We start from the raw sequence: 26,718 nt of genomic DNA on the forward strand, positions 1-26,718 counted from the left end.
GCACGAAGGGGCGGCTCCCCGCCGACGGAGCCGCCCCTTCCTCGTGTCCGTGGCCGCATAATGACGTGATACGTCGGAGGTCTTAAGCGACAGGAGGCCGGCCATGGCAGTCACCGACGAGGCGATCGAGAAGATCAAGGGAATGATCGTCTCCGGCGCGCTGCGCCCGGGCGACCGGCTGCCCAAGGAGAGCGAACTCGCCGCCGACCTCGGCCTGTCCCGCAACTCCCTGCGGGAGGCCGTGCGCGCGCTGTCCCTCATCCGCATCCTGGACGTCCGGCAGGGCGACGGCACCTATGTGACGAGCCTCGACCCGCAACTCCTGCTGGAGGCGATGAGCTTCGTCGTGGACTTCCACCGCGACGACACGGTCCTGGAGTTCCTCGCCGTACGCCGCATCCTGGAGCCGGCCGCGACGGCCATGGCGGCGCTGCGGATCAGCGAACAGCAGCTGGACGCGCTCACCGCCCAGCTGGACAGGCTCGGCGACACCCCGTCCGTGGAGGATCTCGTCGCCTGCGACCTGGAGTTCCACCGGGGCATCGTGCACAGCTCGGGCAACTCCGTGCTGTGCTCGCTGCTCGACGGCCTGTCCGGCCCCACCACCCGGGCGCGGATCTGGCGCGGCCTGACCCAGGAGGACGCCGTCGCACGCACCCTGCGCGAGCACCGGGCGATCCTCGCCGCCCTGCGCGACCGGGACGCCGAGGCGGCGCGCTCGTGGGCGACCGTGCACATCGCGAGCGTGGAGCAGTGGCTGCGCTCCACGCTGTGACCGTGGCCTCACGGACAGCTCGGATGAATCCGGGGTGTTCAGGGGCGGATCGCGGGGCAGTGATGGGGTCACTCCCTCTCAGAGGGGGCTGCGGGCGCCCCCTTGGCACGCCGTAAGGTTGGGACGTTCGCGAGGGTACGTCGGAAGGAGGCACTGGGTGATCGAGCTCGAGGGGGTTCCCGAGCTGGTCGACCCGGTCATGGTGGCCGCGTTCGAGGGCTGGAACGATGCCGGCGACGCCGCCTCCACCGCGGTCGCGCATCTGGACAGGGAGTGGAAGGGCGAGGTGTTCGCGGCGCTGGACGCCGAGGACTACTACGACTTCCAGGTGAACCGCCCCACGGTGTTCATGGAAGCGGGCGTCCGCAAGATCACCTGGCCGACGACACGGCTGTCGGTGGTCCGGGTCGGCGGGGACAAGCCGCGCGATCTCGTCCTCGTCCGGGGCATCGAACCGTCCATGCGGTGGCGCTCGTTCTGCAACGAACTGCTGGGCTTCGCGCACGAACTGGGCGTGGAGCTGGTGGTCGTCCTGGGCGCCCTGCTCGGCGACACCCCGCACACCCGGCCGGTCCCGATCAGCGGGACGACGTCCGACGCGGACCTGGCCCGCCGGATGGACCTGGAGGAGACCAAGTACGAGGGCCCCACGGGCATCGTGGGCGTCCTCCAGGAGGCCTGCACACACGCGGGCGTACCCGCCGTCTCGCTGTGGGCGGCGGTACCGCACTACGTGTCGCAGCCGCCCAACCCGAAGGCCACACTGGCTCTCCTGAACCGCCTGGAGGACCTGATCGACGTGCGCATCCCGCTGGGCGAGCTGCCCGAGGACGCGCGCGCCTGGCAGGTGGGCGTGGACCAGCTGGCCGCCGAGGACAGCGAGGTCGCCGAATACGTCCAGTCGCTGGAGGAGGCCCGGGACACCGCCGAGCTGCCGGAGGCCTCGGGCGAGGCCATCGCGCGCGAGTTCGAGCGCTATCTGAGACGCCGGGACGGCGGCGGACCGACCGCCGCCGGCGGACACGCGACGGCCGACGGCAGCGACAGCACGTCGTACCTGCGCGACAGCCCCAGCGGGCGCACCCGACCGCCGAAGCCGCCCAGGGCGGGCACGGACGACGGGGAGTCCTCGGCCCAGCCCAAGCCGGGCACGGACGACGAGGAGTCGTCGGAGGACTGAGGCACAGCACGAAGGGGCGCTTCCCGGCCGGGAAGCGCCCCTTCTTCTCGATCTGCGGGTTACAGCGCTACACCCAGCAGCGCGTCCACCGCTCGGGAGACGACACCGGGCGCGCCGATGTCCGTACCGCCGCTCTCCTCCTGGAGGGCGGCCCAGCGGTCGACCGCGGCGAGCGCGGCCGGGGCGTCCAGATCGTTCGCGAGGGCCTCGCGGATCTCCTCCACGAGCGCCTCCGCGGGCGGGCCGTCGGGCCGGGACACGGCGGCACGCCAGCGGCCGAGCCGGGCGACGGCGTCCTGGAGGACCTGGTCGGTCCACTCCCAGTCGGCGCGGTAGTGGTGGGCGAGCAGCGCGAGCCGGATGGCGGCCGGGTCGACGCCGTCGTGCCGGAGCTTGGAGACGAAGACCAGGTTGCCCTTGGACTTGGACATCTTCTCGCCGTCGAGGGCGACCATGCCGGCGTGCACATACGCCTTGGCCATGGGGAACTCGCCGGTGAGGGTCTGGGCGTGCGAGGCGCCCATCTCGTGGTGCGGGAAGGCGAGGTCGGAGCCGCCGCCCTGGATGTCGAAGCCCATGCCGAGGTGGTCGAGGGCGATGGCCACGCACTCGATGTGCCAGCCGGGGCGTCCGCGCCCGAGCGATCCGCCGTCCCAGCTGGGCTCGCCCTCGCGGGCCGCCATCCAGAGCATCGGGTCGAGGGGGTTCTTCTTGCCCGGCCGGTCGGGGTCGCCGCCGCGCTCGGCGGACAGCAGCCGCATCGCCTCGGCGTCGAGGTTGGAGACCTTGCCGAAGTGCGGGTCGGACTCGACGGAGAAGTAGACGTCCCCTTCGAGTTCGTACGCGGCGCCCGCGTCCCGCAGCCGCTCGACGAGCGGGACGATGCCCGGTATCGCCTCGACGGCGCCTATGTACTGCCGCGGCGGCAGCATCCGCAGGGCCGTCATGTCCTCGCGGAAGAGGACCGTCTCCTTCTCGGCGAGGGCGGCCCAGTCGATGCCGTCGCGCTGCGCCCGCTCCAGGAGCGGGTCGTCGACGTCGGTGACGTTCTGGACGTAGTGAACCTGCCGCTTGGTGTCGAGCCACACGCGCTGCACGAGGTCGAACGCGTTGTACGTCGCCGCGTGTCCCAGGTGGGTGGCGTCGTACGGGGTGATGCCGCAGACGTAGATACGGGCGACGGGACCGGGGTCGAGGGTGACGAGGCCGCCGGTCGCGGTGTCGTGGATCCTCAGGTCGCGGCCCTGACCAGGCAGGGCGGGGACCTCGGAAGCGGGCCAGGCATGCATGTCATGAGCGTAACCGGACTGAAGTTCCAGATACGAATGGGAGCGGTCCGGACGGCCGAGAAGGCGTTCTTGCGCGATCTCGGCCTCTGTGCTCCTACACGGGCGGCCAGGGAATCGCCGGCCACTCGCCGCTCGGCTCGGGATGCTTCCCCGAGGCGAGCAGCGCACCGACACGCGCGCGTACGGCGTCGATCTCGGCGGCGGTGATCAGCGGTTCGAGCCGGGCGGTGAGGGCGCCGCCCTCGGCCAGCCCCTTCCTGAGCCCTTCGAGGACGTCGGCGGCCTCCGGCGTGAAGGGCTCCCCCGCCCAGCCCCACAGCAGGGTCCGCAGCTTGTTCTCCGCGTTGAAGGTCACCCCGTGGTCGATCCCGTACAACCGCCCCTCGCCGGTGGGCAGCAGGTGCCCGCCCTTGCGGTCGGCGTTGTTGATCACGGCGTCCAGCACCGCGAGCCGCCGCAGCCGCTCGTCGTCGGCGTGCACGAGCAGCGCGGTCCGTCCCTCCCCGACCTCGGCGAACCCGATCGCCTTCCAGCCCGGTTCGGGTTCCTCCCCGTCGACCAGCGCGAGCAGCTCGGCGTCCGGCGCCGCCTCGATCCACAGCTGGCACATGCCCTCGCCGTAGGGGCCGTCGCGCAGCACGGTGGGCGGGACGAGGCCCCAGCCGGTGGCCTCGGAGACCTCGTACGCGGCGACCTCGCGCTGGGCGAGCGTCCCGTCGGGGAAGTCCCACAGGGGCCGCTCCCCGGCGACCGGCTTGTAGACGCAGGCCGCCTCCTGGCCGTCGTACGACACCGTGCAGTACAGGGCGGCGTTGGAGGCGTCACGGATGCGTCCGCGTACGGTGAGTTCGCCCCGGGCGAGCAGCTCGGCGGGGTCCTCGGGAGGTGTCACGCTCCGCGGCGGTATCCGTTCTGGCGCGGACATACGTGTCCTTCCGGGTCGAGCGGGAGGCTGCACAGCGGGCACGGCGGCCGCCCGGCGTTGACGACGTCGAGGGCGCGCTTGGCGAAGGCCCTCGCCTGCGCGCCGGTGAGCCGCACCCTCAGCATCGGCGGCCCGTTCTCCTCGTCCTGGAGCAGCCGCTCCTCGGCCTCGGCGAGGTCCTCCTCGGAGTCGGCGTCGAGCTCGACGAGCGCCTGCGCCTCGACGATCATGAGCTGCTCGTCGCCGTCCCAGGCGAGCGCCATGGTGCCGACCCGGAACTCCTCCTCGACGGGGGTCTCCAGCGGAGCGCTGTCGTTGATCTCCGTCGGTGCGACGGCGGGGACGGAGGCGCTGCCACCGCTACGGCGTACGACCTCGTCGAGCAGTTCGTCCATGCGCTCGGCGAGCGCCGCGACCTGGGTCTTCTCCAGGGCCACGCTGGTCACCCGGGAGCCGGCGGTGGCCTGGAGGAAGAACGAACGACGCCCGGGCAGCCCGACCGTACCGGCCACGAAACGCTCCGGATGGTCGTAGAGGAACACCTGACGGGACACGTCCTGTCTCCATTGGAATCGTGGGGGCCGTGTGACCACGGCACTGCTGCGACCGCTTCACCCTACTGCGGCCGACGATCACGGTGCGCCCGCACCACCCCCGACTTGGGCCTCGTCGCCCGGCGGTTCCTCGCGCGGCACCAGGGACGTGAGGTCACCGGTGTCGCCGAGGCGGACGAGAAACGGTCGCAGTCGGGTGTAACGGATCGCGGTGATGGAACACGGTTCAACGGAAATCCGCTGGAAGAGGTCCAGATGAAGTCCGAGTGCCTCGGCGACGAGCGACTTGATGATGTCGCCGTGCGAGCACATGAGGTAGACGGCGTCGGCGCCGTGGTCGCGCTCCACGCGCGCGTTCCACTCGCGCACGGCCTCGGCGGCACGCGTCTGCATGGCCCGCATCGACTCGCCGCCGGGGAAGGCCGCCGCCGACGGGTGCGCCTGCACCACCTCCATCAGGGGCTCGTCCTTGAGCTCGGCGAGCTTGCGCCCGGACCAGTCGCCGTAATGGCACTCGCCGATGCGCTCGTCGGTGTGCGGGCTCAGTTCCGGCCGGGCCTCCAGCAGGGGCCTGATCGTCTCCTGGCAGCGCTGGAGCGGGCTGGCGACGATCTCGGCGAGGGGCAGTTCGGCGAGCCGTCCGGGCAGCGCGGCGGCCTGCGCGGCACCGCGTTCGTCGAGGGCGACACCGGGCGTCCAGCCGGCGAGCAGCCCCTCGGTGTTGGCGGTGGATCGTCCGTGCCTGACGAGGATCAACGTGGGCATGCGATCCAGCGTAGGCGCACGCGCGCGTACGGTGTCGTTCGAGTGACGGGAGACTCGCTTCGTGATCGTCGACTGTGCCGTCTACCGCGACGGACACCGCAGGGAGGGGCCGGAGGACTTCTCCGACGCCCTGGATGAGGCCCGCACGGCGGGAGGTTTCGTCTGGATCGGGCTGCATGAGCCGACGGAGCGCGAATTCGACCATGTCGCCCGGGAGTTCGGCCTGCACCCGCTGGCCGTCGAGGACGCCCTCAAAGCCCATCAGCGGCCCAAGCTGGAGGTGTACGACGACTCGCTCTTCGTGGTCCTGAAGCCGGTGGTGTACGAGCCGCGGAGCGACACCGTCTCCACGGGCGAGATCATGATCTTCCTGGGCGACTCGTTCGCGGTCACCGTACGGCACGGCGAGGGCGCCCCGCTCAAGGCCGTGCGCAACCGGCTGGAGCAGGAGCCGGAGCTGCTGGGCAACGGCCCCACGTCCGTGCTGTACGCGATCGCGGACGCCACCGTCGACCACTATCTGGACGTCGCGATCGAGCTGCAGGCCGACCTGGAGGGGCTGGAGACGGAGGTGTTCTCGCCGCTGGACGGCGGCTCACGGAACACCGCGTCCCGGATCTACGCCTTCAAGCGCCAGGTCCTGGAGTTCCGCCGGGCGACCGGGCCGCTGGCCCTGCCGGTGAGCCGGCTGGCGGGCACGGCGCAGTCCGGTGCGACGGTGCCGTTCGTGGACGACCGGGCCCGGCCCTTCTTCCGGGACGTCGGCGACCACCTCACGCGGGTGAACGAGTCGGTGGAGAACCTGGACCGGCTGGTGTCGGACATCCTCTCGGCGCATCTGGCGCAGATGAGCGTCCGGCAGAACGACGACATGCGGAAGATCTCCGCCTGGGCGGCCATGGCCGCGATCCCCACGATGGTCGCGGGGATCTACGGCATGAACTTCGAGCACATGCCCGAGCTGCGCTGGGAGTGGTCCTACCCGGTTCTCATCGTGCTGATGGTCGTCCTGGAGGTGCTGGTGTTCCGCCTGTTCAAGCGCCGGGGATGGCTGTAGACCGGGCGGGCTCAGGCGAACTCGGGTGCCGTGGAGGCCGGACCGCCGAGCGCGTCGCGGCGCTCGGGCATCTCCAGGGACACCATCCGGCGCCAGCCGCCCAGCCGTTCGTAGGCGTACATCGCGTGGATGCCCGCCGCGAGCACCGCCGACTTGGCCTTCGACCAGCCCAGGATGCGGCCCATGTTCGCCATGACCGCGAGGCTGACGTCCCGGTAGACGCGGATCTCGGCGAGCGCGCACTCGCGCAGGGTCCGCTGGATGGCACGGCCGTGCCCGGCGTAGGCGAGGCGCAGCAGTTCCTCGTGGCAGTAGGCGAGGTGGTTGTCCTCGTCGTTGGAGATCTGCTTGACCGCGCGGCCGATGTCCGGGTCGTCCGCGAAGTGCTTGCGGAGCAGGTCCATCTGCTCGGAGGCGCGCTGTTCGGTGACCCTGCTGTGCGAGAGGTAGGTGACGATGTCCTGGACCGCCAGCCGCTCGTCGCGCCCCAGTTGCTCGTGCGCGAGGCCGATGCCGTTCTTCTCCAGGAGCATCGTGTAGTCGGTCTCCGGCGGGACCGGGACGGGGTCGAGGCCGCGCTTCTTCAGCAGGGCGTTGAAGATCCGCCCGTGCTTGTCCTCGTCGGCACCGTGGCGGGTGATCTTGGGGGCGAGTTCCCGCTCGCTCTCCGGGACGAGCGCGGCGATCCGGGCGTTCTCCCAGCCGCCCTGGGACTCGCCGCTCGCGGCGATGGAGCAGAACAGGGCGAAGGACTCGTCGTTGGCGAGGATCTCCTGGAACAGACTCTTGGCCGAAAGCATCGTGGGCACCTCTCCCGCGCGCGAGCGCGTGCTGCAGGATTCCGCAGTTTCCGCAAAGAACGAGTCAAGTGCGGGCGGGGCGGTGCTGCAACAGGTGCGACGGACAACTCCGCCAAATGGAGGACGTAACCGTCGGCGGCTTCCGGCGTTGTTCTGCGTGACGGCCGTGGCGGGGAAGACCCCCGAGCCCCCACCACGGCCGCAGAACCTCCGTCGGGCTCAGCCGTGTCAGGCGAGCCCGGCGCGCTCCAGGGCCTCCGTGCCGGCGCGGAGGGAGGCGAGCCGCTCGTCGAGCGTGAAGCCCGCCGGGGCCAGGGTCAGGGTGGTGACGCCGGCCTCCGCGTAGGCCTTCATCCGGTCCGCGATGCGCTCCACGGAACCGAGCAGGGTCGTCTTGTCGATCAGGTCGTGCGGGACGGCGGCCGCGGCGCCCTGCTTGTCGCCGGACAGGTACTTGTCCTGGATCTCGGCGGCTTCCTTCTCGTAGCCCATGCGCTGGGCGAGCTGGTTGTAGAAGTTCTGCTTGCGGCTGCCCATGCCGCCGACGTACAGCGCGGTGTAGGGGCGGAAGGTGTCGGCGAGCGTGGTCACGTCCTTGTCGTCGCCGACGGCCAGAGGGAGGGTCGGGCAGATGTCGAAGCCGTCGAGGGTCTTGCCCGCCTTCTCCCGGCCGGCCCGCAGGTACTGGATCGCCGTGTCCTCCAGGTGGTCGGCGGAGGGGAAGATCAGCAGGGCGCCGTCGGCGATCTCGCCGGTCTGTTCGAGGTTCTTCGGGCCGATCGCGGCGATGTAGAGCGGGATGTGCTCGCGCTGCGGGTGCACGGTCAGCTTGATGGGCTTGCCGGGACCGCCGGGCAGCGGCAGCGTCCAGTGCTGACCCTCGTACGACAGGCGCTCGCGCGTCATGGCCTTGCGGATGATCTCGACGTACTCACGCGTGCGTGCCAGCGGCTTGTCGAACTTGACGCCGTACCAGCCCTCGGAGACCTGGGGGCCGGAGACGCCGAGACCCAGCCGGAAGCGGCCGCCGGAGAGCGAGTCGAGGGTGGCGGCCGTCATGGCGGTCATCGCGGGCTGGCGGGCCGGGATCTGGAAGATGGCGGAGCCGACGTCGATCCGTTCGGTCTGGGCGGCGACCCAGGTCAGTACGGTGGCGGCGTCGGATCCATAGGCTTCGGCGGCCCAGCAGACGGCGTATCCGAGCCGGTCGGCCTCCTGGGCGACGGCCAGATTGTCCGCGTCCATGCCGGCACCCCAGTAGCCGAGGTTGATACCGAGCTGCATCCCGATTCCCCTTACCCATCAGTAACGTGCCTTGTCCGCAGACCATAGCGCGCGGAAATCGGTCGTCCACAGCCCCCCACACCGTAGGTCATGGCCAGTAATCTCGGCGTTCATGGAGCAGAGGCATCTCGGCCGCACCGGCCTTCGTGTGTCCCGGATCGGGCTCGGCACCCTGACCTGGGGGCGGGACACCGACGAGCACGACGCCGCGGACCTGATGAAGACGTTCTGGGAAGCGGGCGGGACCCTCGTCGACACCGCGGACGTGTACGGCGACGGAGAGGCCGAGTACCTGCTCGGCAGGCTCATAGACGGCCTGGTGCCCCGCCGGGACCTGGTCATCTCGACCAAGGCCGGCAGCGTACCGGACCCCGACCGCCGCTTCGACGGCTCCCGTGGCCATCTGCTCTCCGCGCTGGACGCCTCGCTCGCCCGGCTCGGCACCGACCACGTCGACCTGTGGCACGTACACGCCTTCGACCCGGACACCCCGTTGGAGGAGACCCTCCAGGCCCTGGATCTCGCGGTCGCGAGCGGCCGTGCCCGCTACGCCGCCGTCTCCAACTTCTGCGGCTGGCAGCTGGCCAAGGCCGCCACCTGGCAGCTCGCCTCTCCCGGCACCCGGACCCGGCTGGCGGGCACGCAGCTGGAGTACTCGCTGCTCCAGCGCGGCGTCGAGCGCGAGGTGCTGCCGGCCGCGCTGGACCTGGGCATCGGGCTGCTGCCGTCCTCGCCGCTGGGGCGTGGGGTGCTGACGGGCAAGTACCGGGGCGACACGACTCCGTCGGACTCACGCGGCGCCTCGGAGCACCTCGCCCCGTTCGTCGCGCCGTACCTCGACGACACGGCGAGCCGCATCGTGGACGCCGTGACGACCGCCGCCGACGGCCTCGCGGTGACGCCGCTCCAGGTGGCCCTGGCATGGGTCCGCGACCGGCCGGGAGTGGCCGCTCCCGTCGTCGGCGCGCGCAACGCGCAGCAGCTCACGGCCGCGTTGTCAGTGGAGGCCCTTAGTCTTCCTGACGAGATCTGCCGGGCGCTCGACGATGTTTCGGCGCCCGTGCACCGCTATCCCGATCACGACTGGAGCACGCTGTGAGCACGGAGCCGGAGACCACGGAGGACGCCGAGCCGGGGAAGCCGACCGGTGGTGCGGAGACCGAGGAGGCCCAGGGGGACGCGGCCGATGCCGGTCAGGTGTCCGAGGCCGAGGCCGAGCTGCGGGCCCAGCAGGCCGAGCGGGAGCGCATCGAGCAGCGGAAGGCCGAGAAGAAGGCGCCGATCGAGAGCGGCACCAAGCTGAGCGGCAAGGCCGCCGATCTGCTCGCCGCCGTACGGGCCGTGGAGGGCGGTGAGAAGCCGGCCGCCACGGTGTTCGAAGAGCCCGCGCCCGCACCCCGCCGCTCCGCTCCGGAACCGGAGCGGCGACCGCGGCCGGTGCCGGCCGAGACCGTCGCCGCGTCGTCGGCTCCCACGTCGTCGGCTCCCGCACCGGAGGCGGTGCGGGCCGTACTGCGGGTGCTCGGCGAGGGCGGCGCCCCCGAGACGCTCGCGCCGCAGGTGGCCGAGGCACTCGGCGACGGCGCGGACGAGCGGCTGCGCGCGGACCCCTGGCAGTTGCTGCGGGTCCCCGGTGTGCGGCCCGAGCAGGCCGACGGATTCGCGCAGGCGCTGCTCGGCGCCGAGTGCGGCCCGGACGACGAGCGACGGGGCCGGGCCGTCACCGTCTGGCTCCTGGAGCAGGCCGCCCTGGCCGGGCACACCGCCCTGGAGATGCCGGCGCTTCTCGCGGCCCTGGCGCAGCGGGGCGTGCCGGAGCCCGACAGCGCGGTGCAGGACGCGATCGCGGAGGGCGACGCGCTGGTCTTCCAGGACGCCCTGGAGGAGACCGGTGCCCCGGCCCGGGCGAAGCAGGATGACGCGGCGGAGGACGGCTCGGCGGAGGACGAGGAGCGGCCGGTCCGGGTGCTGGTCGGACTCGAGCGGTACGCCCTCGCGGAGGAGAGCCTGGCCGACGGTCTGGCCCGGCTGGTCAACTCGGCACCCAAGCAGGACGGTTCGGCCGAGGAGTGGGAGCGGGTCGCCGCCGCGGCCCAGGGGTCGGCGGGTGAGCTGCTCCGCGCGGTCGCCGCTCATGGCCTCGTCCTGCACACCGGCGGAGAGGCGTCCCTGGCCGAACCGGCCGCGCTGCTGACCGCCGCGCACTCCCTCGGGCTGCGCGCCTGGGCCGCCACGCACGGCCCGATCGGCCGCGGCCGCTTCGCCACCCTGCTGCGCTCCGGCCCGGACGGCCCGGCGGATCGGGACCACTCCCCCGTCGCCACCGTCTCCGGGCTGCTCGCCGGCCTCGAAGGGCCCGGCCGGGATGCCGAGGGGGCGCTGGATCTCGATCTGCTCGTCGTGCTCGACGCGCCGCAGCTGGACGTCGAGACGGCGGCGCTGCTGACTGAGTCGCTGCCCGACGGGGCGCGTCTGGTGCTGGCCGGGGACCCGGCGGTGCTGTGGTCCGTGGGGCCGGGGCGGGTGTTCGCGGATCTGCTCGCGGCGCGGATCTGCCCGCAGATCGCCTCGCGGCGGCCCGATCCCGGGCCGCTCGGCGAGCTGGTCTCGGGTATCGGCATCGGCGAGCTGAACCAGGTCGAGGCGCCCGGCAAGGAGGTCGTGATCGTCCCCGTGCGGGACGCGGGCGAGGCGGTGCACCGTGCGGTGCAGCTCGTCGTCGACTCGGTGCCGCGAGCGATCGGCGTACCGGCCGAGGAGACGCAGGTGATCACACCGGGCCACGGCGGCGCCGTCGGCACCCGCGCGCTCAACACCGCGTTGAAGGAGCGGCTCAACCCGGGCCCGGGCCGCTTCGGCGGCTTCGACCCCGGTGACCGGATCGCCTACTCCCCCGTGCCGGGCCGCGTGCTGCCGGGCCGTGTGGTGAAGGCGGACGCCGAGGGGCTCCACCTCGCGTGCGAGGGCGAGGCCGTCGTCGTGCCGAAGGAGCGGGTGGAGCAGTCCGTACGGCACGGGTGGGCGCTGACCGCGCACCAGGCGGCGGGAAGCCGGTGGCCCGCGGTGGTCGTGGTGCTGCCCGGCGACGCGGCGCAGGCGCTCAGCCGGCCGTGGGTGTACACGGCGTTCGGGCGGGCCGACCGCCATCTGTCCGTGGTGCACGGCGTGGAACAGGCGTTGCCCAGGGCCGTGGCCGAGGTTCCGGCGAAGCCCCGGACGACCCGGCTTCCGGTGCTGCTCGCGCCGCAGGTCGACGGAAGCTGACGACGGCGGTGGTCACGGGGCCGTCCCCGTGACCACCGCCGTCGGGTGGCCGGCGTGTCCGCTCAGCGGCGGTCCGCTTCCAGGCGCTCCAGGTCCTCGTCATCGTCCAGGTCGGTGTCGAGGACCTCCTCCAGGTCCTCCCCGTCGTCGTCTTCCTCGTCGTCGTCCTCGACGTCGTCGAAGACGGCGCTGACGTCGAAGCGGCAGACCACCTGCTGCGGATCGACCTGCTCGAACGGGGCCTCCAGCCACTCTCCGGGGTCGGCCGGTTCGTCCGCCGCCATCACCCAGAGTGTGGAGTCGCCCTCCTCGAGCCCGAACTCCTTGTGCCGGGAGGCGATCTCGTCGGGCTCGAACTCGCCGAACAGCAGGCCGAGCGCGCCATGGGTCGTCCCGGAGGCGGCTGGGCCGTCCTCGCCTTCGGCGGCCTCGATCCGCTGTGCCTGCGCCAGGAGACGCTGCGGTTCCGCCACCGCGTAGTCACGGCGGATCAGTACGCTCAGCGCGTGCGGTTCCTCGGGGCCCGCGTACGGGGGCAGCGCGTCCTCCGCACCGGGGATCTCGAAGGGAGTGACCTCGTCGTATCGGTCGTAGAGCAGTTCGTCGTACACCTCTGCGGCCGCGGCCAGCTGGTTGAACGCCTCGTAGACGGCCGGGTCGTCCTCTCCCGACCTGCCTTCGACCGCGGCCAGGTGGCGGTCGAGCGCGGTCTTGACCGCCTCGGCGGCGGCGCGTACCTCGGCAGCGGTGGGCTGCGCAGCATCAGACATAGTGCAGACGCTATCCGTACCAGGCCCCAGCCCGCACAATAGATGCGATGCCGGAATACGAATTTGTCGACGTGTACGTACCGCGCGGGGTCTCCCGCAAGGAAACGGCACGTCTGCTGACGGACCACGCCGAGTACGGACACTGGGAGTTGCACCGTCTGAGCCTGCTGCGCGACGGCAGCCGCAAGGTGCGGTTGCGCCGGCGGATCATCCGCCAGGTGCGGGCCACGTGGTGAGCTGGGACGGCGCACCGGGAGAAGGCATACACGGGAGCGGGCCCCGCATCGGCGGGGCCCGCTCCGTCTGCCGTGGGGGTCAGGCCGAGGCGCGCGCCTTGCGGTAGAGGACCGCGCCCGCCAGCAGCGCGCCCGCGCCGGCCGGCAGGGTGAGGCCGAGCGGCAGGCCGCTGCCGGTCTCCGCGAGCTGGGCGTCGCCCTCGGGCTGGGTGACGAACTGACCGCCCGGCTTGTTTCCGGGGTTCTCGGGGTTGCCCGGGTTACCGGGTTCACCGGGGTTGCCGGGCTCACCCGGGTTACCGGGCTGGCCAGGTTCCCCGGGGTTACCGGGCTCACCCGGTTCGCCGGGATTTCCGGGCTCACCCGGCTCGCCGGGCTCCCCCGGGTTGCCGGGCTCACCCGGTTCGCCGGGGTTACCGGGCTCACCCGGCTCACCCGGCTGCCCGGGCGGCGTCTCGTATCCGCCGCCGGGCGGGTCGGTGTGACGCCCGCCGGAGCCGTTCGCGCAGTTGTTGCCCGTGGTGGAGTTGCCGACGCCGATGACATCGACGCTGTTGCCGCAGGCGTTCACCGGCACGTGGACCGGCACCTGAACGTGGTTGCCCGAGCCGACGCCGGGCGAGTCACTGGCACGGCCGCCGGCGTGCGAGCCGCCGTGGCCGCCCGAAGCGGATCCACCGCCCTTGTTGGCACACGAGTTGCCCACCGACGGGTTGAGGACGCCGATGACGTTGACCGTGTTCCCGCAGACGTTGACCGGCACGTGCACCGGCGCCTGCACCGTGTTCCCGGAGAGCACACCGGGTGAGCCCGAACTGGAGCCCTGCGCGCCCGAGTCGGCGTAGGCGGAGCCGCCCGCGGCGGCGATCACACCGGTCGCGGCCGCCACGGTCATCAGACCCTTGCGGGTGACCTGTCGCATTGCTGAATACCTACCTTCGGCCCTGTCTCGAATTCTTCTCGAATTACTCGAAAGAAGCGTTCGGTCCCGGAGCGCATGGCACGCGCTCCGGGACCGATGGCTTTTGAGGTCCCCTCAGAGAGGGGAGAGCATCACTTGTTGATGCAGGTGTTGCCGAAGGCGGGGTTCAGCAGTCCGATCACGGAGACCGTGTTGCCGCAGGCGTTCACCGGGACGTGAACGGGCACCTGAACAACGTTGCCGGACAGGACACCCGGGGAGTGCACGGCGGCACCCTGGGCACCCGAGTCGGCGACGGCCAGGCCCGCGCCCGCGAGAACCAGCCCACCGGTGGCAGCCGCAGCAGCGACGACCTTCTTGATCATTATTCCTCCTAGTTGGCAAAGCGATCCATCTTGCGATCGCATTACCTGTAACGAGGAGGGAGTAATGAGGCTACGAGCTTATGGTCGCATTCACTCTTCCCAGTCAGTTCCGTACGGGCGAGCGAATATCTCCGTATCGGAGGGCGGATTCAGGACGCGTCGATGAACCGGTCGAGCACCCGCACTCCGAACTTCAGGCCGTCCACCGGCACTCGCTCGTCGACACCGTGGAACATGCCCGCGAAGTCCAGCTCCGGGGGCAGCTTCAGCGGCACGAAGCCGAAGCCCCGGATGCCCAGGTCGTCGAAGGACTTCGCGTCCGTCCCGCCGGAGAGCATGTAGGGGACGGCCTTGGCCGTCGGGTCCTCGGCGAGCAGCGAGGACTGCATCGCCTCCACGAGCGCCCCGTCGAAGGTGGTCTCGACGGCCTTGTCGGCGTGGACGTCCTCGCGCCGCACCTTCGGGCCGAGGATCCGGTCGAGGTCGGCGAGGAACTCCTCCTCGTGCCCGGGCAGGAACCGTCCGTCGACATGGGCGGTCGCCTCGCCCGGGATGACGTTGACCTTGTAGCCCGCACCGAGCTGCGTCGGGTTGGCCGTGTTGCTCAGGGTCGCGCCGATGAGCTTGGCGATGCCGCCGAGCCTGGCGAGGGTCGACTCCATGTCCTCCGGGTCGAGCTCGGTTCCGAACGCGTCGCCGAGTTCGTCGAGGAAGGCGCGGGTGGTCTTGGTGACCCGCACCGGGAACTTGTGCCGGCCCAGCCGCGCGACGGCCTCCGACAGCTCGGTGATCGCGTTGTCCTTGTGGATCATCGACCCGTGCCCGGCGGTGCCGGCCACGGTGAGCTTCATCCAGTGCATGCCCTTCTCGGCCGTCTGGATCAGGTACAGCCGCCGCTGCTCGCTCACGGTGAAGGAGAATCCGCCCACCTCGCTGATCGCCTCGGTGACGCCCTCGAACAGGTCGGGGTGGTTGCGCACGAGGTGCTTGGCGCCGTACGTGCCGCCCGCCTCCTCGTCCGCGAGGAACGCGAGGACGATGTCGCGCGGCGGCTTACGGCCGCTGCGCAGCCGGTCGCGGACGACCGCGAGGGTCATCGCGTCCATGTCCTTCATGTCGACGGCGCCACGCCCCCACACACAGCCGTCGGCGACCTCGCCGGAGAAGGGGTGGTGGGTCCAGTCGTCCGCGTTGGCCGGTACGACGTCGGTGTGGCCGTGGATGAGGAGCGCGGGCCGGGAGGGGTCCTCGCCCTCGATCCGGGCCACCGTGGAGGCGCGGCCCGGGTGCGACTCGAAGATCTGCGGTTCGAGCCCGACCTCCGCGAGCTTCTCGGCGACGTACTCGGCCGCCTTGCGCTCGCCCGGACCCGAGTGGTCGCCGTAGTTGCTGGTGTCGATCTGGATCAGCTCGCGGCAGAGGTCCACGACCTCGTCCTCGCCGGTGACGCTCCTGGCCGTGTCCGTCTCGCTCACGTGCTTCCTCCCGCTGTCACTGCTGGTGGGTCCCTCTCATCCTCTCTCTCCGCGGCCCGCTCCCCAAGACCGCTCGCGGCCCGTCACGCGCCGTTCACACCTCGCCGGGCCCGGGGCGGGGGTGATCGGCCACCCCTGAAAGCCTGGTAATGTTTACGTCGTCGCCGCGGGGAGAACCCACGCGACAGACACCTTGTCCGGGTGGCGGAATGGCAGACGCGCTAGCTTGAGGTGCTAGTGCCCTTTATCGGGCGTGGGGGTTCAAGTCCCCCCTCGGACACAGATCGAAAGGCCCCTCTTCCCGAGGGGCCTTTCGTCGTTTTCCCCCGGGATGCGAGGAATGTGGGCGACATCTCGCCCTGCCGGAAGAAGCCCAGGTGGGAGGGGGCGGCGACGCGCCGAAGCGGTGCCTCGCGTTTGCCTCCGAGTGGCGGACATGACAGGACGAAGTAACCCGACCACTAGAGTATTGGGCTTGTTCGCGCCGGATCGGAACATCCCCAGGCAGACCTGCGGGCCCGTCGGCGCCCCGGACCGTCCGGGCTGGAGACGCGAGGATCCGATGGCCGCCCTGCACGAAAGCCCCGACCTCACTCTGCTGGACCGGGAGCTGAGCCCAGGACTCCACGACGTGGCCCGCTTCTCAGCGGGTCCCGCGGCCCCGCCCCGCACCCTCGTCGACATCTTCGAGGCGTCCGTACGGTCGTATCCCGACGAGCCCGCGCTCGACGACGGCCATCGGCTGCTCAGCTACCGCGCGCTGGCCGTCGAGGTGGAGCACCTGCGGCGGAAGCTGGCCGCCGCGAAGGTCGGGCTCGGGGACCGCGTCGGGGTGCGGGTCCCGTCGGGCACCAACGACCTGTACGTGGCGATCCTCGCCGTGCTGGCCGCGGGTGCCGCGTACGTGCCCGTGGACGCCGAGGATCCCGACGAGCGGGCCGCGCTGGTCTTCGGCGAGGCCGGGGTGCGGGCGGTCATCGGGGCCGGTCACGAGCTGACCGTGGGCGATGCCGCCGGGCATTCCGCCGCCCGGCCCGGTACCGACCATGACGCGTGGATCATCTTCACCTCCGGCTCCACCGGGAAGCCCAAGGGGGTGGCCGTGAGCCACCGCAGCGCCGCCGCCTTCGTGGACGCGGAGGCCTCGCTGTTCCTGGCCGACGAGCCGATCGGGCCCGGTGACCGGGTCATGGCGGGGCTGTCCGTCGCGTTCGACGCGTCCTGTGAGGAGATGTGGCTGGCGTGGCGGCACGGGGCCTGTCTGGTGCCGGTGCCGCGCTCACAGGTCAGGAGCGGTGCCGATCTCGGGCCCTGGCTGGTCGAGCAGGAGATCACCGTCGTGTCCACCGTGCCGACGCTGGCCGCGCTCTGGGAGCCCGAGACGCTCAACGACGTACGTCTCCTGATCTTCGGCGGCGAGGCGTGCCCTCCCGAGCTGGCGCAGCGTCTGGTGACCGAGGGGCGCGAGGTGTGGAACACCTACGGGCCGACCGAGGCGACCGTCGTGGCGTGCGCGTCGCTGATGAGCGGCGCGGAGCCGATCCGGATCGGGCTGCCGCTGGACGGCTGGGAGCTGGCCGTCGTGGACGAGGCCGGGGAGCCGGTGCCGATGGGCGACAGCGGTCAGCTGGTGATCGGCGGGGTCGGACTCGCCCGGTATCTCGACGCCGGGAAGGACGCGGAGAAGTACGCGCCACTCGAGTCGCTGGGCTGGGAGCGGGCGTACCGCAGTGGTGACCTGGTGCGGGCCGAGCCGGAAGGGCTGGTCTTCCTCGGGCGGGCCGACGAGCAGATCAAGCTCGGCGGGCGCCGTATCGAACTCGGTGAGGTGGACGCGGCGCTCCAGGCGCTGCCCGGGGTGGCCGGCGCCGCCGCCGCGGTGCGCACGGCCCGCAGCGGCAACCAGCTCCTCGTGGGCTACGTCGTCATCCAGGACGGGTGGGACCACTCGGCCGCCGTCGAGCGGCTGCGTGCCGAGCTGCCCGCGGCCCTGGTGCCGTTGCTCGCGCCGGTCGACGAGCTGCCGACTCGTACGTCGGGCAAGGTGGACCGCAACGCGCTGCCCTGGCCGCTGGAGGGGCTGGAGACGGGCGGCCCGGCCGAGCCGCTGTACGGCACCGAGGCCTGGCTCGCCGAGCAGTGGACGGACGTGCTCGGCATTCCGGTGACGTCGGCCTCCGACGACTTCTTCGCGATAGGCGGCGGCAGTCTGGCCGCCGCCCAGCTGACGACGAGGCTGCGCACGCGCTACCCGAGCGCCGCCGTCCTCGACATCTACCAGCGGCCCGTCCTGCGGAAGCTGGCCCGGCATCTGGAGGAGTCGGCACAGGACGACAACGCCCGGCGGGTCGTGGCACCGGTGTCGAGGCGGGCCCAGCTCGTCCAGCTCCTGCTGCTGGTTCCCCTGTTCACCCTGCTGGGGCTGCGCTGGACCGTGCTGCTCGCCGTGCTCGGAAACGTGCTGCCCGCCTACTCCTGGCTGCCGACCGCACCCTGGTGGCTGGTCGCGGCCGGCGTCGTGCTGCTCTTCAGCCCGCCCGGGCGCCTGGCGGTCGCCGCGGGCGGGGCCCGGTTGCTGCTGCGGGGGGTGCGGCCGGGCCGTTACCCGCGCGGGGGGAGCGTCCATCTGCGGCTGTGGGCGGCCGAGCGGCTGGCCGAGTTCAGCGGGGCGACCTCACTGACCGGCTCCTGGCTGGAACGGTACGCGCGAGCGCTGGGCGCCAAGGTCGGGCAGGACGTGGACCTGCACTCGCTGCCGCCGGTCACCGGCATGCTCAAGCTGGGCCGGGGCGCGGCCGTCGAGTCCGAGGTGGACCTGTCCGGGTACTGGCTGGACGGCGACCGGCTGGAGGTCGGGACGGTGAAGGTGGGCGCGCACGCCGTCGTCGGCACGCGCAGTCTGCTCTTCCCGGGCGCGCGGGTGGGCAAGCGGGCCGAGGTGGCGCCGGGGTCGGCGGTCTCCGGACAGGTTCCCACCGGGCAGCGGTGGGCGGGCGCGCCCGCGGTCAAGCTGGGCCGGGCCAAGCGCAACTGGCCGAAGGACCGGCCCGGGCGGGGCGCGTTCTGGCGGGTGATGTACGGCGTGACGGGTTTCGGGCTGACCGCGTTGCCGGTGGTCGCGGCGGCTGCCGCGCTGCTGGTCGCGGGGCTGTTCGTCGCTCCGGACGCCGGGCTCGGCACGGCCCTGCGGGGTGCCGTGCTCGCGCTGGTGCCGGCGACGCTCGCGTTCGGTCTCGCGTACGCGCTGCTGATCGTGATCGCCGTACGGCTGCTGAGCCTCGGGCTGCGGGAGGGCACGCACGCCACGCACAGCCGGGTGGGCTGGCAGGCCTGGACCGTGACGCAGCTGATGGACCGGGCGCGGGACGTGCTGTTCCCCCTGTACGCGGGGCTGGTCACGCCGGTGTGGCTGCGGCTGCTCGGGATGCGGATCGGGCGGCGGGCCGAGGTGTCCACCGTGCTGGCCCTGCCCAGTCTGACCACGGTCGGCGAGGGCGCGTTCCTGGCGGACGACACCCTGACCGCGCCCTACGAGCTCGGCGGCGGCTGGCTGCGCATCGGGCGGGCGGAGATCGGCCGGCGCGCGTTCCTCGGCAACTCGGGGATGACCGGGCCGGGGCGCAGCGTGCCGGACGGCGGTCTGGTGGGTGTGCTGTCGGCGACGCCGAAGAAGGCCAAGAAGGGCAGCTCGTATCTGGGGCTGCCGCCGGTGAAGCTGCCTCGGGCCGCGTCCGACGGCGACCAGAGCCGGACGTACGAGCCGCCCGCGCGGCTGCTGTGGGCGCGCGGTCTCGTGGAGCTCTGCCGGATCGTGCCGGTGTTCTGCTCGGCGGCGGTGGCGGTGGCCACGGGAGCGGCGCTGTGCGCGCTCGGCGTGTGGGCTCCCCTGCTGTCCGGTCTGGTGCTGCTCGGGGCGGGCTGTGCGGCGGGGCTCGTCTCGATCGCGGCGAAGTGGCTGCTCGTGGGGCGGCATCGCCGGGCCGAGCATCCCCTGTGGAGTTCCTTCGTGTGGCGCAACGAGCTGGCGGACACCTTCGTCGAGGTGCTGGCCGTGCCGTGGCTGGCCGGCGCCGTGCCGGGTACACCGCTGCTGTCGGCGTGGCTGCGCGGCCTCGGTGCGCACATCGGCAGGGGCGTGTGGGTCGAGAGCTACTGGCTGCCGGAGACGGATCTGGTGACGCTCGGGGACGCGGCGACCGTGAACCGGGGCTGTGTGCTCCAGACGCACCTCTTCCACGACCGGATCTTGCGGACGGATACTGTGGTCCTCCGTGAGGGCGCCACTCTGGGCCCGGGCGGAATCATCCTGCCCGGCAGCGCCGTCGGGGCCCGCGCCACGCTGGGTCCGGCGTCCCTGGTGATGGCCGCGGAGTCCGTGCCCGACGACACGCGCTGGCTGGGCAACCCGATCGAGGCATGGCGTCGCTAGGCACAACCCCACGCGGGGCCGGTGGACGTCGTACGAGCGCAGTGCAGGGAGCAGACGCAACAGTGGCGGTTCAGCAGTCAGTGGGTCAGGACCCGTATTTCCCGGGCAACGGTGACCTCCGGTACCGGGTGCACCGGTACGAGCTCACGCTGGACTACCGCCCCGCGCCGAACCGGCTGTCGGGGACCGCGCGGATCAACGCGATCGCGGGCCGCGGCCAGCTCACGGAGTTCCAGCTGAACCTCGCGGACTTCCGGGTGGGCCGGGTGAAGGTCGACGGCCGTACGCCGCACTACACGCACCGGGGCGGCAAGCTGCGTGTGCGTCCCGCGAAGCCGGTGCGCGCCGGTGCGGCCTTCACGGTCGAGGTGCAGTGGTCGGGCAACCCCCGGCCGGTGAACAGTCCCTGGGGCGGCCTCGGCTGGGAGGAGCTGGAGGACGGGGCGCTGGTGGCGAGCCAGCCGGTCGGGGCGCCGTCGTGGTACCCGTGCAACGACCGGCCCGCCGACAAGGCCTCGTACCACATCTCGGTCACGACGCCGTCGGCCTACGCGGTGGTGGCCGGCGGTCGCCTGCTCACCCGCACGACGAAGGCCTCGACGACGACGTGGGTGTACGAGCAGGCGGCGCCGACGTCCAGCTACCTGGTGGGGCTGTCGATCGGGAAGTACCAGACGGTGCTGCTGGGCGACCCGGGCCCGGGCGGGGTTCCGCAGCACGGGCACATCCCGGCGCATCTGCTCCCCCGGTTCGCCCGGGACTTCGCGCGGCAGCCCGCGATGATGGAGCTGTTCCAGGAGCTTTTCGGGCCGTACCCGTTCGACGAGTACGCGGTCGTGGTGACCGAGGAGGAGCTCGACGTCCCCGTCGAGGCGCAGGGGTTGTCGCTGTTCGGGTCCAACCACGTGGACGGGGAGCGGGGGTCGGAGCGGCTGGTGGCGCACGAGCTGGCGCACCAGTGGTTCGGCAACAGCGTGTCCATCGCCGACTGGCGGCAGATCTGGCTGAACGAGGGGTTCGCGAAGTACGCCGAGTGGCTGTGGTCGGAGCGCTCGGGAGGGCGAACCGCCCAGCAACTGGCCGCCGCCGCACACCGGTTGCTGTTCTCGCTGCCCCAGGATCTCCGGCTGGCCGATCCGGGGCGCAAGTCGATGTTCGACGACCGTCTCTACCAGCGGGGCGGGCTCGTCCTGCACGCGGTGCGGTGCGCCCTGGGCGACGACGCGTTCTTCCGCATGCTGCGCGGGTGGGCGGCACAGCACCGGGGCGGGGCCGTGACGACGGCGAACTTCACCGCGCACGTGGGACGGTTCACGGACGAGCCGCTGGACACGCTGTTCGATATGTGGCTGTACGGGACGACGCTGCCGCCGCTGCCCCGTTCAGGAGAATGAGCGGCATGACGACGCGTTCCTGCCCGTGCGGGCTGTCCCAGACCTACGAGACGTGCTGCGGCCGGTTTCACTCCGGTGCCGCTGCCGCTCCGACCGCCGAGGCACTGATGCGGTCGCGGTACAGCGCCTTCGTCAAGGGGGACGCCGGGTATCTGCTGCGGACCTGGCATCCGCGGACGCGGCCCGGACGGCTGGACCTCGATCCCGGGATGCGGTGGACCGGGCTGGAGATCCTGGACAAGAGTGCCGGGACCGCGTTCCACACCACCGGGACCGTGACGTTCCGGGCCTCGTACCGGGGCGGATCGCTGCACGAGCGGAGCCGGTTCGAGCGGGTGGACGGGGCCTGGGTGTACGTCGACGGAGAGATCCTCGACTGAGCGTCAGGGCGCCAGGATGTCCAGTTCCTGGAGGGCGCCGACCGTGATCTCCCGGGTCAGTTCCTCCGCGCGGACCGCGTCGCCCGCGCGGATCGCCTCGGCGACCTGGACGTGCAGGGTGACGGCGGCCGGGTCGGGGTCCTCGAACATCACGTCGTGGTGGGTGCGGCCGGCCAGGACCTCGGCGACGACATCGCCGAGGCGGGCGAACATCTCGTTGCCGGAGGCGGCCAGGACGGCGCGGTGGAAGGCGACGTCGTGGACGAGGTACTCCTCCAGCTTGTGACCGCGCGAATTGGCGACCATGCCGAGGGCGCACTCGGTGAGCTCGGCGCACTGCTCGGCGGTGGCGTGCCGGGCGGCGAGGCCCGCCGCGACCGGTTCGACCGCCGAGCGCAGCACCGTGAGGGACCGCAGCTGCTGTGGTCGGTCCGCGCCGGCCAGGCGCCAGCGGATGACCTCGGGGTCGTAGACGTTCCACTCGGACTTGGGGCGGACCGTCACGCCCACGCGGCGGCGGGACTCGACCAGGTGCATGGACTCCAGGACGCGGACCGCCTCGCGCATCACGGAGCGCGACACGTCGAAACGCTGGGCCAGCTCGTCCGTGCGCAGCACACTGCCCGGCGGGTACTCGCCCGCCGTGATCTCGGGGCCGAGGGTGTCCAGTACATGGCCGTGCAGCCCTCGACCCGGTGTGCTCATGCACTCAGCGTACGGGGTAGATCACGGAGACAAAAAGTCAGACTTATTTGTCACGGCCTCTTGAATTAGTCGTACCTAATGGGTTTCAGTTGCGTCGACATCACGTGTCGACGAAGACAGCAGACAGTGAGGCAGCGATGAACACCCCCCACGTCGTCGTGGTCATGGGCGTCGCGGGCACCGGCAAGACCACCATCGGTCCCCTGCTCGCGGCCCGGCTCGGCGTTCCCTACGCCGAGGGCGACGACTTCCACCCGCAGGCCAACATCGCCAAGATGTCGGCCGGTACGCCACTCACCGACGAGGACCGCCGGCCCTGGCTGGACGCCATCGGCGCGTGGGGGCACGGGCAGGCCGGGCTCGGCGGGGTGGTCAGCTGCTCGGCACTGAAGCGGTCGTACCGCGACCGGCTGCGGGCCGCCGCGCCCGGCGTGGTCTTCGTGCACCTCGCGGGCGACCGCGCGCTGATCGAGGACCGGATGTCGCACCGGGAGGGGCACTTCATGCCCACGGCGCTGCTCGACTCCCAGTTCGCCACGCTCCAGCCGCTGGAGAGCGACGAGGCGGGGGTCAGTGTGGACGTCCTGGGCAGCCCGGAGGAGATCACCGAACGGGCGGCGAGCGCGCTCGAGGATCTCCCCGAGCCCGTCCAGTAGCCCCTTCCTCCTCCTTCGAGTCCCCTCAAACCCAAGGACACCTCCCCCGTGACCAGACTCAGCGTCGAGATGCTGGCAGCGGACGCACCCGAGCCGATCACCTCGGCCGGGCACGCTCAGCTGGGCATCGCCGTGCTGGCGGGCATCGCCGTCATCGTCCTGCTCATCACCAAGTTCAAGCTGCACGCGTTCCTCGCGCTGACCATCGGGTCACTGGCGCTCGGCGCGATCGCCGGGGCTCCGCTCGACAAGGTCCTCACCAGCTTCAGCGCCGGCCTCGGCACCACGGTCGCCGGTGTCGGCGTGCTGATCGCCCTCGGCGCGATCCTCGGCAAGATGCTCGCCGACTCCGGGGGCGCCGACCAGATCGTCGACACCATCCTGGAGAAGGCCGGCGGGCGGTCGATGCCGTGGGCGATGGTGCTGATCGCCTCCGTGATCGGACTGCCGCTCTTCTTCGAGGTCGGCATCGTGCTGCTGATCCCGGTGGTGCTGATGGTCGCCAAGCGCGGCAACTACTCGCTGATGCGCATCGGCATCCCGGCGCTCGCGGGCCTGTCCGTGATGCACGGCCTGGTCCCGCCGCACCCCGGTCCGCTGGTCGCGATCGAGGCGGTCAATGCCGACCTCGGTGTGACGCTGGCCCTCGGTGTCCTGGTCGCCGTACCCACGGTGATCATCGCCGGTCCGGTGTTCTCGAAGTACGCCGCCCGCTGGGTGGACGTGCCGGCCCCGGAGAAGATGATTCCGCAGCGCGCCTCCGAGGACCTGGACAAGCGCCCCGGCTTCGGCGCCACCCTCTTCACGATTCTGCTGCCGGTGATCCTGATGCTGGCCAAGGCGCTGGTCGACATCGTCATCGACGACCCGGAGAACCTCGTCCAGCGGGTCTTCGACGTCATCGGCGCTCCGATGATCGCGCTGCTCGCCTCGGTGCTGGTCGGCATCTTCACGCTGCTGCGGCCCGCCGGGTTCTCCAAGGAGCGGATATCGCCGCTCGTCGAGAAGAGCCTGATGCCGATCGCGGGCATCCTGCTGATCGTCGGCGCGGGCGGCGGCTTCAAGCAGACGCTGATCGACACCGGGGTGGGCCAGATGGTCCTGGACATCTCGAAGGACTGGGCGATCCCGGCGCTGCTGCTGGCCTGGCTGATCGCGGTGGTGATCCGGCTGGCGACCGGTTCGGCGACGGTGGCGACGGTCTCGGCCGCCGGTCTGGTGGCCCCGCTGGCGGCCGACATGTCGACCACGCACGCCGCTCTCCTCGTCCTGGCCATCGGCGCCGGCTCGCTCTTCTTCAGCCATGTGAACGACGCCGGGTTCTGGATGGTGAAGGAGTACTTCGGGCTGAGTGTCGGCCAGAACATCAAGACCTGGTCCGTCATGGAGACGATCATCTCGGTGGTCGCCGGCGGAATCGTCCTGCTGTTGTCCTTGGTGATCTAGGAGAGGTACGGCCATGACCGCTCACCCCCTGTTCGACATCGGCGGCCGTACGGCCCTGGTGACCGGCTCCAGCCGGGGCATCGGACTCGCCCTCGCCCGTGGTCTGGCGGAAGCCGGCTGCACGGTCGTCCTCAACGGCCGCGACAAGGACCGCCTCGCCGAGGCCGCCGCCGGGCTGCCCGGCGACAAGGTGCACACGGCCGCGTTCGACGTGACCGACGGATCGTCCGTGGCGGACGGGATCGCCGAGGTCGAGGAGCGGGTGGGCCCGCTCGACATCCTCGTCAACAACGCGGGCATGCAACTGCGCGCCCCGCTGCTGGAGTTCACCGACTCCGACTGGCACCGGATCCTGGACACCAACCTGACCAGTGCCTTCCTGACCGGCCGTGAGGCCGCGCGCCGGATGACGGAACGCGGCCACGGCAAGATCATCAACATCTGCTCGCTGCAGAGCGAGGTCGTGCGGCCCGGGATCGCGCCGTACGCCGCCACCAAGGGCGCGCTGAAGATGCTCACCAAGGGCATGTGCGCGGACTGGGGCCCGAGCGGTGTGCAGGTCAACGGGCTCGGCCCGGGCTACATCGAGACCGAACTGACCAAGCCCCTCGTCGACGACGAGGAGTTCAGCGCCTGGGTGCGGCGGCGTACCCCGGCCGGGCGCTGGGGCCGCACGCAGGACCTGGTGGGCGGGGTGCTGTTCCTCGCCTCCCCGGCCGCCGACTTCATCAGCGGGCAGGTGCTGTACGTCGACGGCGGTATGACGAGCGTGCTGTGACATCGCTGTTGCCACGGCTGGGGCCGATGCCGTGACCGTTGCTGTGACCATTCAGGAGGTTTCGATGCTGGGTTGTGTGATTCACGGTCAGGACGACCTCCGGGTCGCGCAGTTGCCCGTTCCGGAGCCCGGGCCGGGGCAGGCGCTGGTCGCCGTCCGGTACGGCGGGGTGTGCGGGTCCGATCTGCACTACTGGCGGCACGGCGGCGTCGGGGACTTCCGGCTCCGCGAGCCGATGGTGCTCGGGCACGAGGTCGTCGGGACGGTGCTGGAGTACGGGGCCGGTGCCTCGGGTCCGGCTCCGGGTACGGCCGTGGCCGTGCACCCGGCGACCCCGTGCGGGGTGTGCCCGGAGTGCTCGGCGGGGCGGCGGAACGTGTGCCGGGACACCAGCTATCTGGGCAGTGCGGCGCGGTTCCCGCATGTGCAGGGCGGGTTCGCGGCGCGGGTGGTCGTGCCGTGTGAGCAGTTGCGGGCGCTGCCGGACGGTCTGGAGTTGCGCCGGGCCGCGCTCGCCGAGCCGCTGTCCGTCGCGTTGCACGCGGTGCGGCGGGCCGGGGACGTGGCCGGGCGGCATGTCCTGGTGACCGGGGCCGGGCCGATCGGGTGTCTGGTGGTCGCGGCGGCGAAGGCGGCGGGGGCGGCGCGGGTCACTGTGACGGATCTGCTGCCCGAGGCGTTGGAGTATGCGCGGGTCGCCGGTGCGGAGACGGTGGTGCGGGCCGATGACCCGGATGACGCCGGGTGGCCCGACGAGGTCGATGTGGCGATCGAGGCGTCCGGAGTCGCCGCGGGGCTTGACGCGTGTCTGCGACGGGTGCGGCGGGGTGGGGTTGTCGTGCAGCTGGGGATGTTGCCGCCGGGGCAGAGTCCGTTCGCGGGGAACCTTGTGGTGAGCCGGGAGATCGAGCTTCGGGGGGCGTTCCGGTTCGATACGGAGTTTGACGCGGCGTTGGAGTTGTTGGCTGTGGAGCCGGCGTTCGATGGGCTGGTGAGTGCGGTGGTTCCGGCCTGGGAGGCCGAGTCTGCGTTTGCGCTGGCCGCTGACCGGACTCGGTCCTGCAAGGTGCTGTTGGATTTCGCCGTCGCGCCGTAGGTGGTTGATGTCGTCCGGGGGCTGCGGGTGCGTTGTGGCTTGTCGCGCAGTTCCCCGCGCCCCTGGAGTCGGACAACTTGCCGCGCCATAGGGGGTGTCGGCGAGCGGCTGCGGGTGCGTCGTGGCTTGTCGCGCAGTTCCCCGCGCCCCTGGAGTCGGACAACTTGCGGCGC

General features: G+C 71.6%; 24 protein-coding genes and 1 tRNA gene. 14 read left to right on the forward strand and 11 right to left on the reverse strand.

Translation table 11 applies throughout. The features are described from left to right. Positions 1-103: 103 nt before the first annotated feature. Positions 104-775: an FCD domain-containing protein gene (locus ACFZBT_RS24435; protein WP_391106912.1), complete on the forward strand. Its 672-nt coding sequence runs from the start codon at positions 104-106 to the stop codon at positions 773-775. 157 nt (positions 776-932) lie between these two features. Continuing rightward, on the forward strand, positions 933-1,955 hold the full coding sequence (locus ACFZBT_RS24440) for a PAC2 family protein (RefSeq protein ID WP_391106915.1): 1,023 nt from the start codon (positions 933-935) through the stop codon (positions 1,953-1,955). Positions 1,956-2,014: 59 nt separating this feature from the next. On the opposite strand, the gene mshC is transcribed toward ACFZBT_RS24440, so the two are convergent. The 4 genes from mshC to ACFZBT_RS24460 form a co-directional block, all read right to left on the reverse strand. Further along, complete coding sequence (gene mshC, locus ACFZBT_RS24445; protein WP_391106918.1) at positions 2,015-3,244, reverse strand: cysteine--1-D-myo-inosityl 2-amino-2-deoxy-alpha-D-glucopyranoside ligase; 1,230 nt, start codon at positions 3,242-3,244, stop codon at positions 2,015-2,017. Positions 3,245-3,338: 94 nt separating this feature from the next. Next, positions 3,339-4,169 carry an SCO1664 family protein gene (locus ACFZBT_RS24450; protein ID WP_391106920.1) on the reverse strand — a complete coding sequence of 277 codons (831 nt, stop codon included), beginning with the start codon at positions 4,167-4,169 and terminating at the stop codon, positions 3,339-3,341. Beyond that, the gene (locus tag ACFZBT_RS24455; RefSeq protein WP_391106923.1) at positions 4,133-4,723 is read right to left on the reverse strand and encodes a DUF3090 family protein; all 591 of its coding nucleotides are present in this window, start codon (positions 4,721-4,723) and stop codon (positions 4,133-4,135) included. Before ACFZBT_RS24455 ends, ACFZBT_RS24450 begins: the two co-directional genes overlap by 37 nt. 78 nt (positions 4,724-4,801) lie before the next feature. Beyond that, complete coding sequence (locus tag ACFZBT_RS24460; protein ID WP_391106926.1) at positions 4,802-5,488, reverse strand: MSMEG_4193 family putative phosphomutase; 687 nt, start codon at positions 5,486-5,488, stop codon at positions 4,802-4,804. Positions 5,489-5,549: 61 nt separating this feature from the next. Between ACFZBT_RS24460 and corA the strand changes: the two genes are divergently transcribed. Beyond that, positions 5,550-6,545 (forward strand): magnesium/cobalt transporter CorA, encoded by a 996-nt coding sequence (gene corA, locus ACFZBT_RS24465; RefSeq protein WP_391106929.1) that lies wholly within the window; start codon positions 5,550-5,552, stop codon positions 6,543-6,545. Between the two features lie 11 nt (positions 6,546-6,556). Here corA and ACFZBT_RS24470 read toward each other — a convergent pair whose 3' ends face one another. Both ACFZBT_RS24470 and ACFZBT_RS24475 read right to left on the reverse strand, forming a co-directional pair. Further along, a complete protein-coding gene (locus ACFZBT_RS24470) occupies positions 6,557-7,345 on the reverse strand; it encodes a ferritin-like domain-containing protein (protein WP_391106932.1) in 789 nt (262 codons plus the stop codon). A 228-nt stretch (positions 7,346-7,573) separates the two neighbouring features. Further along, on the reverse strand, positions 7,574-8,629 hold the full coding sequence (locus ACFZBT_RS24475) for an LLM class F420-dependent oxidoreductase (protein ID WP_391106935.1): 1,056 nt from the start codon (positions 8,627-8,629) through the stop codon (positions 7,574-7,576). Between the two features lie 112 nt (positions 8,630-8,741). Between ACFZBT_RS24475 and ACFZBT_RS24480 the strand changes: the two genes are divergently transcribed. Both ACFZBT_RS24480 and ACFZBT_RS24485 read left to right on the forward strand, forming a co-directional pair. After that, a complete protein-coding gene (locus tag ACFZBT_RS24480; protein WP_391106936.1) occupies positions 8,742-9,728 on the forward strand; it encodes an aldo/keto reductase in 987 nt (328 codons plus the stop codon). Further along, positions 9,725-11,893, forward strand: coding sequence for a helix-hairpin-helix domain-containing protein (locus ACFZBT_RS24485; protein WP_391106938.1), 2,169 nt, complete (start codon positions 9,725-9,727; stop codon positions 11,891-11,893). The genes ACFZBT_RS24480 and ACFZBT_RS24485 overlap by 4 nt, the downstream gene beginning before the upstream one ends. A gap of 62 nt (positions 11,894-11,955) precedes the next feature. Here the strand turns inward: ACFZBT_RS24485 and ACFZBT_RS24490 are convergent, their stop codons facing one another. Next, positions 11,956-12,663, reverse strand: coding sequence for a hypothetical protein (locus ACFZBT_RS24490; RefSeq protein ID WP_391106941.1), 708 nt, complete (start codon positions 12,661-12,663; stop codon positions 11,956-11,958). Between the two features lie 47 nt (positions 12,664-12,710). Here ACFZBT_RS24490 and ACFZBT_RS24495 point away from each other — a divergent pair, with 47 nt between their 5' ends. Next, a complete protein-coding gene (locus ACFZBT_RS24495) occupies positions 12,711-12,899 on the forward strand; it encodes a DUF5703 family protein (protein WP_010045410.1) in 189 nt (62 codons plus the stop codon). A 79-nt stretch (positions 12,900-12,978) separates the two neighbouring features. Here the strand turns inward: ACFZBT_RS24495 and ACFZBT_RS24500 are convergent, their stop codons facing one another. The 3 genes from ACFZBT_RS24500 to ACFZBT_RS24510 form a co-directional block, all read right to left on the reverse strand. Beyond that, positions 12,979-13,821 (reverse strand): chaplin family protein, encoded by an 843-nt coding sequence (locus ACFZBT_RS24500; RefSeq protein WP_391106944.1) that lies wholly within the window; start codon positions 13,819-13,821, stop codon positions 12,979-12,981. A 131-nt stretch (positions 13,822-13,952) separates the two neighbouring features. Further along, a complete protein-coding gene (gene chpH / locus ACFZBT_RS24505) occupies positions 13,953-14,186 on the reverse strand; it encodes a chaplin ChpH (RefSeq protein ID WP_356656790.1) in 234 nt (77 codons plus the stop codon). A gap of 149 nt (positions 14,187-14,335) precedes the next feature. Further along, complete coding sequence (locus ACFZBT_RS24510; RefSeq protein ID WP_391106947.1) at positions 14,336-15,661, reverse strand: M20/M25/M40 family metallo-hydrolase; 1,326 nt, start codon at positions 15,659-15,661, stop codon at positions 14,336-14,338. A gap of 195 nt (positions 15,662-15,856) precedes the next feature. Here ACFZBT_RS24510 and ACFZBT_RS24515 point away from each other — a divergent pair. The 4 genes from ACFZBT_RS24515 (at position 15,857) to ACFZBT_RS24530 (ending at position 21,864) form a co-directional block, all read left to right on the forward strand. Further along, positions 15,857-15,941: transfer RNA gene (locus ACFZBT_RS24515), tRNA-Leu, on the forward strand. A gap of 282 nt (positions 15,942-16,223) precedes the next feature. Next, positions 16,224-20,090 carry a Pls/PosA family non-ribosomal peptide synthetase gene (locus tag ACFZBT_RS24520; protein WP_391107064.1) on the forward strand — a complete coding sequence of 1,289 codons (3,867 nt, stop codon included), beginning with the start codon at positions 16,224-16,226 and terminating at the stop codon, positions 20,088-20,090. Between the two features lie 62 nt (positions 20,091-20,152). Next, positions 20,153-21,484, forward strand: coding sequence for a M1 family aminopeptidase (locus tag ACFZBT_RS24525; RefSeq protein ID WP_391106950.1), 1,332 nt, complete (start codon positions 20,153-20,155; stop codon positions 21,482-21,484). 5 nt (positions 21,485-21,489) lie between these two features. Further along, positions 21,490-21,864: a YchJ family metal-binding protein gene (locus ACFZBT_RS24530; protein ID WP_391106953.1), complete on the forward strand. Its 375-nt coding sequence runs from the start codon at positions 21,490-21,492 to the stop codon at positions 21,862-21,864. Between the two features lie 3 nt (positions 21,865-21,867). Here ACFZBT_RS24530 and ACFZBT_RS24535 read toward each other — a convergent pair whose 3' ends face one another. Next, positions 21,868-22,569 (reverse strand): FCD domain-containing protein, encoded by a 702-nt coding sequence (locus tag ACFZBT_RS24535; RefSeq protein ID WP_391106956.1) that lies wholly within the window; start codon positions 22,567-22,569, stop codon positions 21,868-21,870. 137 nt (positions 22,570-22,706) lie between these two features. Here ACFZBT_RS24535 and ACFZBT_RS24540 point away from each other — a divergent pair, with 137 nt between their 5' ends. The 4 genes from ACFZBT_RS24540 (at position 22,707) to ACFZBT_RS24555 (ending at position 26,545) form a co-directional block, all read left to right on the forward strand. Then, positions 22,707-23,225: a gluconokinase, GntK/IdnK-type gene (locus tag ACFZBT_RS24540; RefSeq protein WP_391106959.1), complete on the forward strand. Its 519-nt coding sequence runs from the start codon at positions 22,707-22,709 to the stop codon at positions 23,223-23,225. A 48-nt stretch (positions 23,226-23,273) separates the two neighbouring features. After that, positions 23,274-24,671 (forward strand): gluconate:H+ symporter, encoded by a 1,398-nt coding sequence (locus ACFZBT_RS24545; protein ID WP_391106962.1) that lies wholly within the window; start codon positions 23,274-23,276, stop codon positions 24,669-24,671. A 13-nt stretch (positions 24,672-24,684) separates the two neighbouring features. Continuing rightward, entirely contained in the window at positions 24,685-25,449 is a 765-nt protein-coding gene (locus ACFZBT_RS24550) for an SDR family oxidoreductase (protein WP_193480350.1), read from the forward strand. Positions 25,450-25,513: 64 nt separating this feature from the next. Next, on the forward strand, positions 25,514-26,545 hold the full coding sequence (locus ACFZBT_RS24555; protein WP_391106967.1) for an alcohol dehydrogenase catalytic domain-containing protein: 1,032 nt from the start codon (positions 25,514-25,516) through the stop codon (positions 26,543-26,545). Positions 26,546-26,718: the final 173 nt, after the last annotated feature.

Source organism: Streptomyces sp. NPDC008137 (genome assembly GCF_042957035.1).
Classification (GTDB): domain Bacteria; phylum Actinomycetota; class Actinomycetes; order Streptomycetales; family Streptomycetaceae; genus Streptomyces.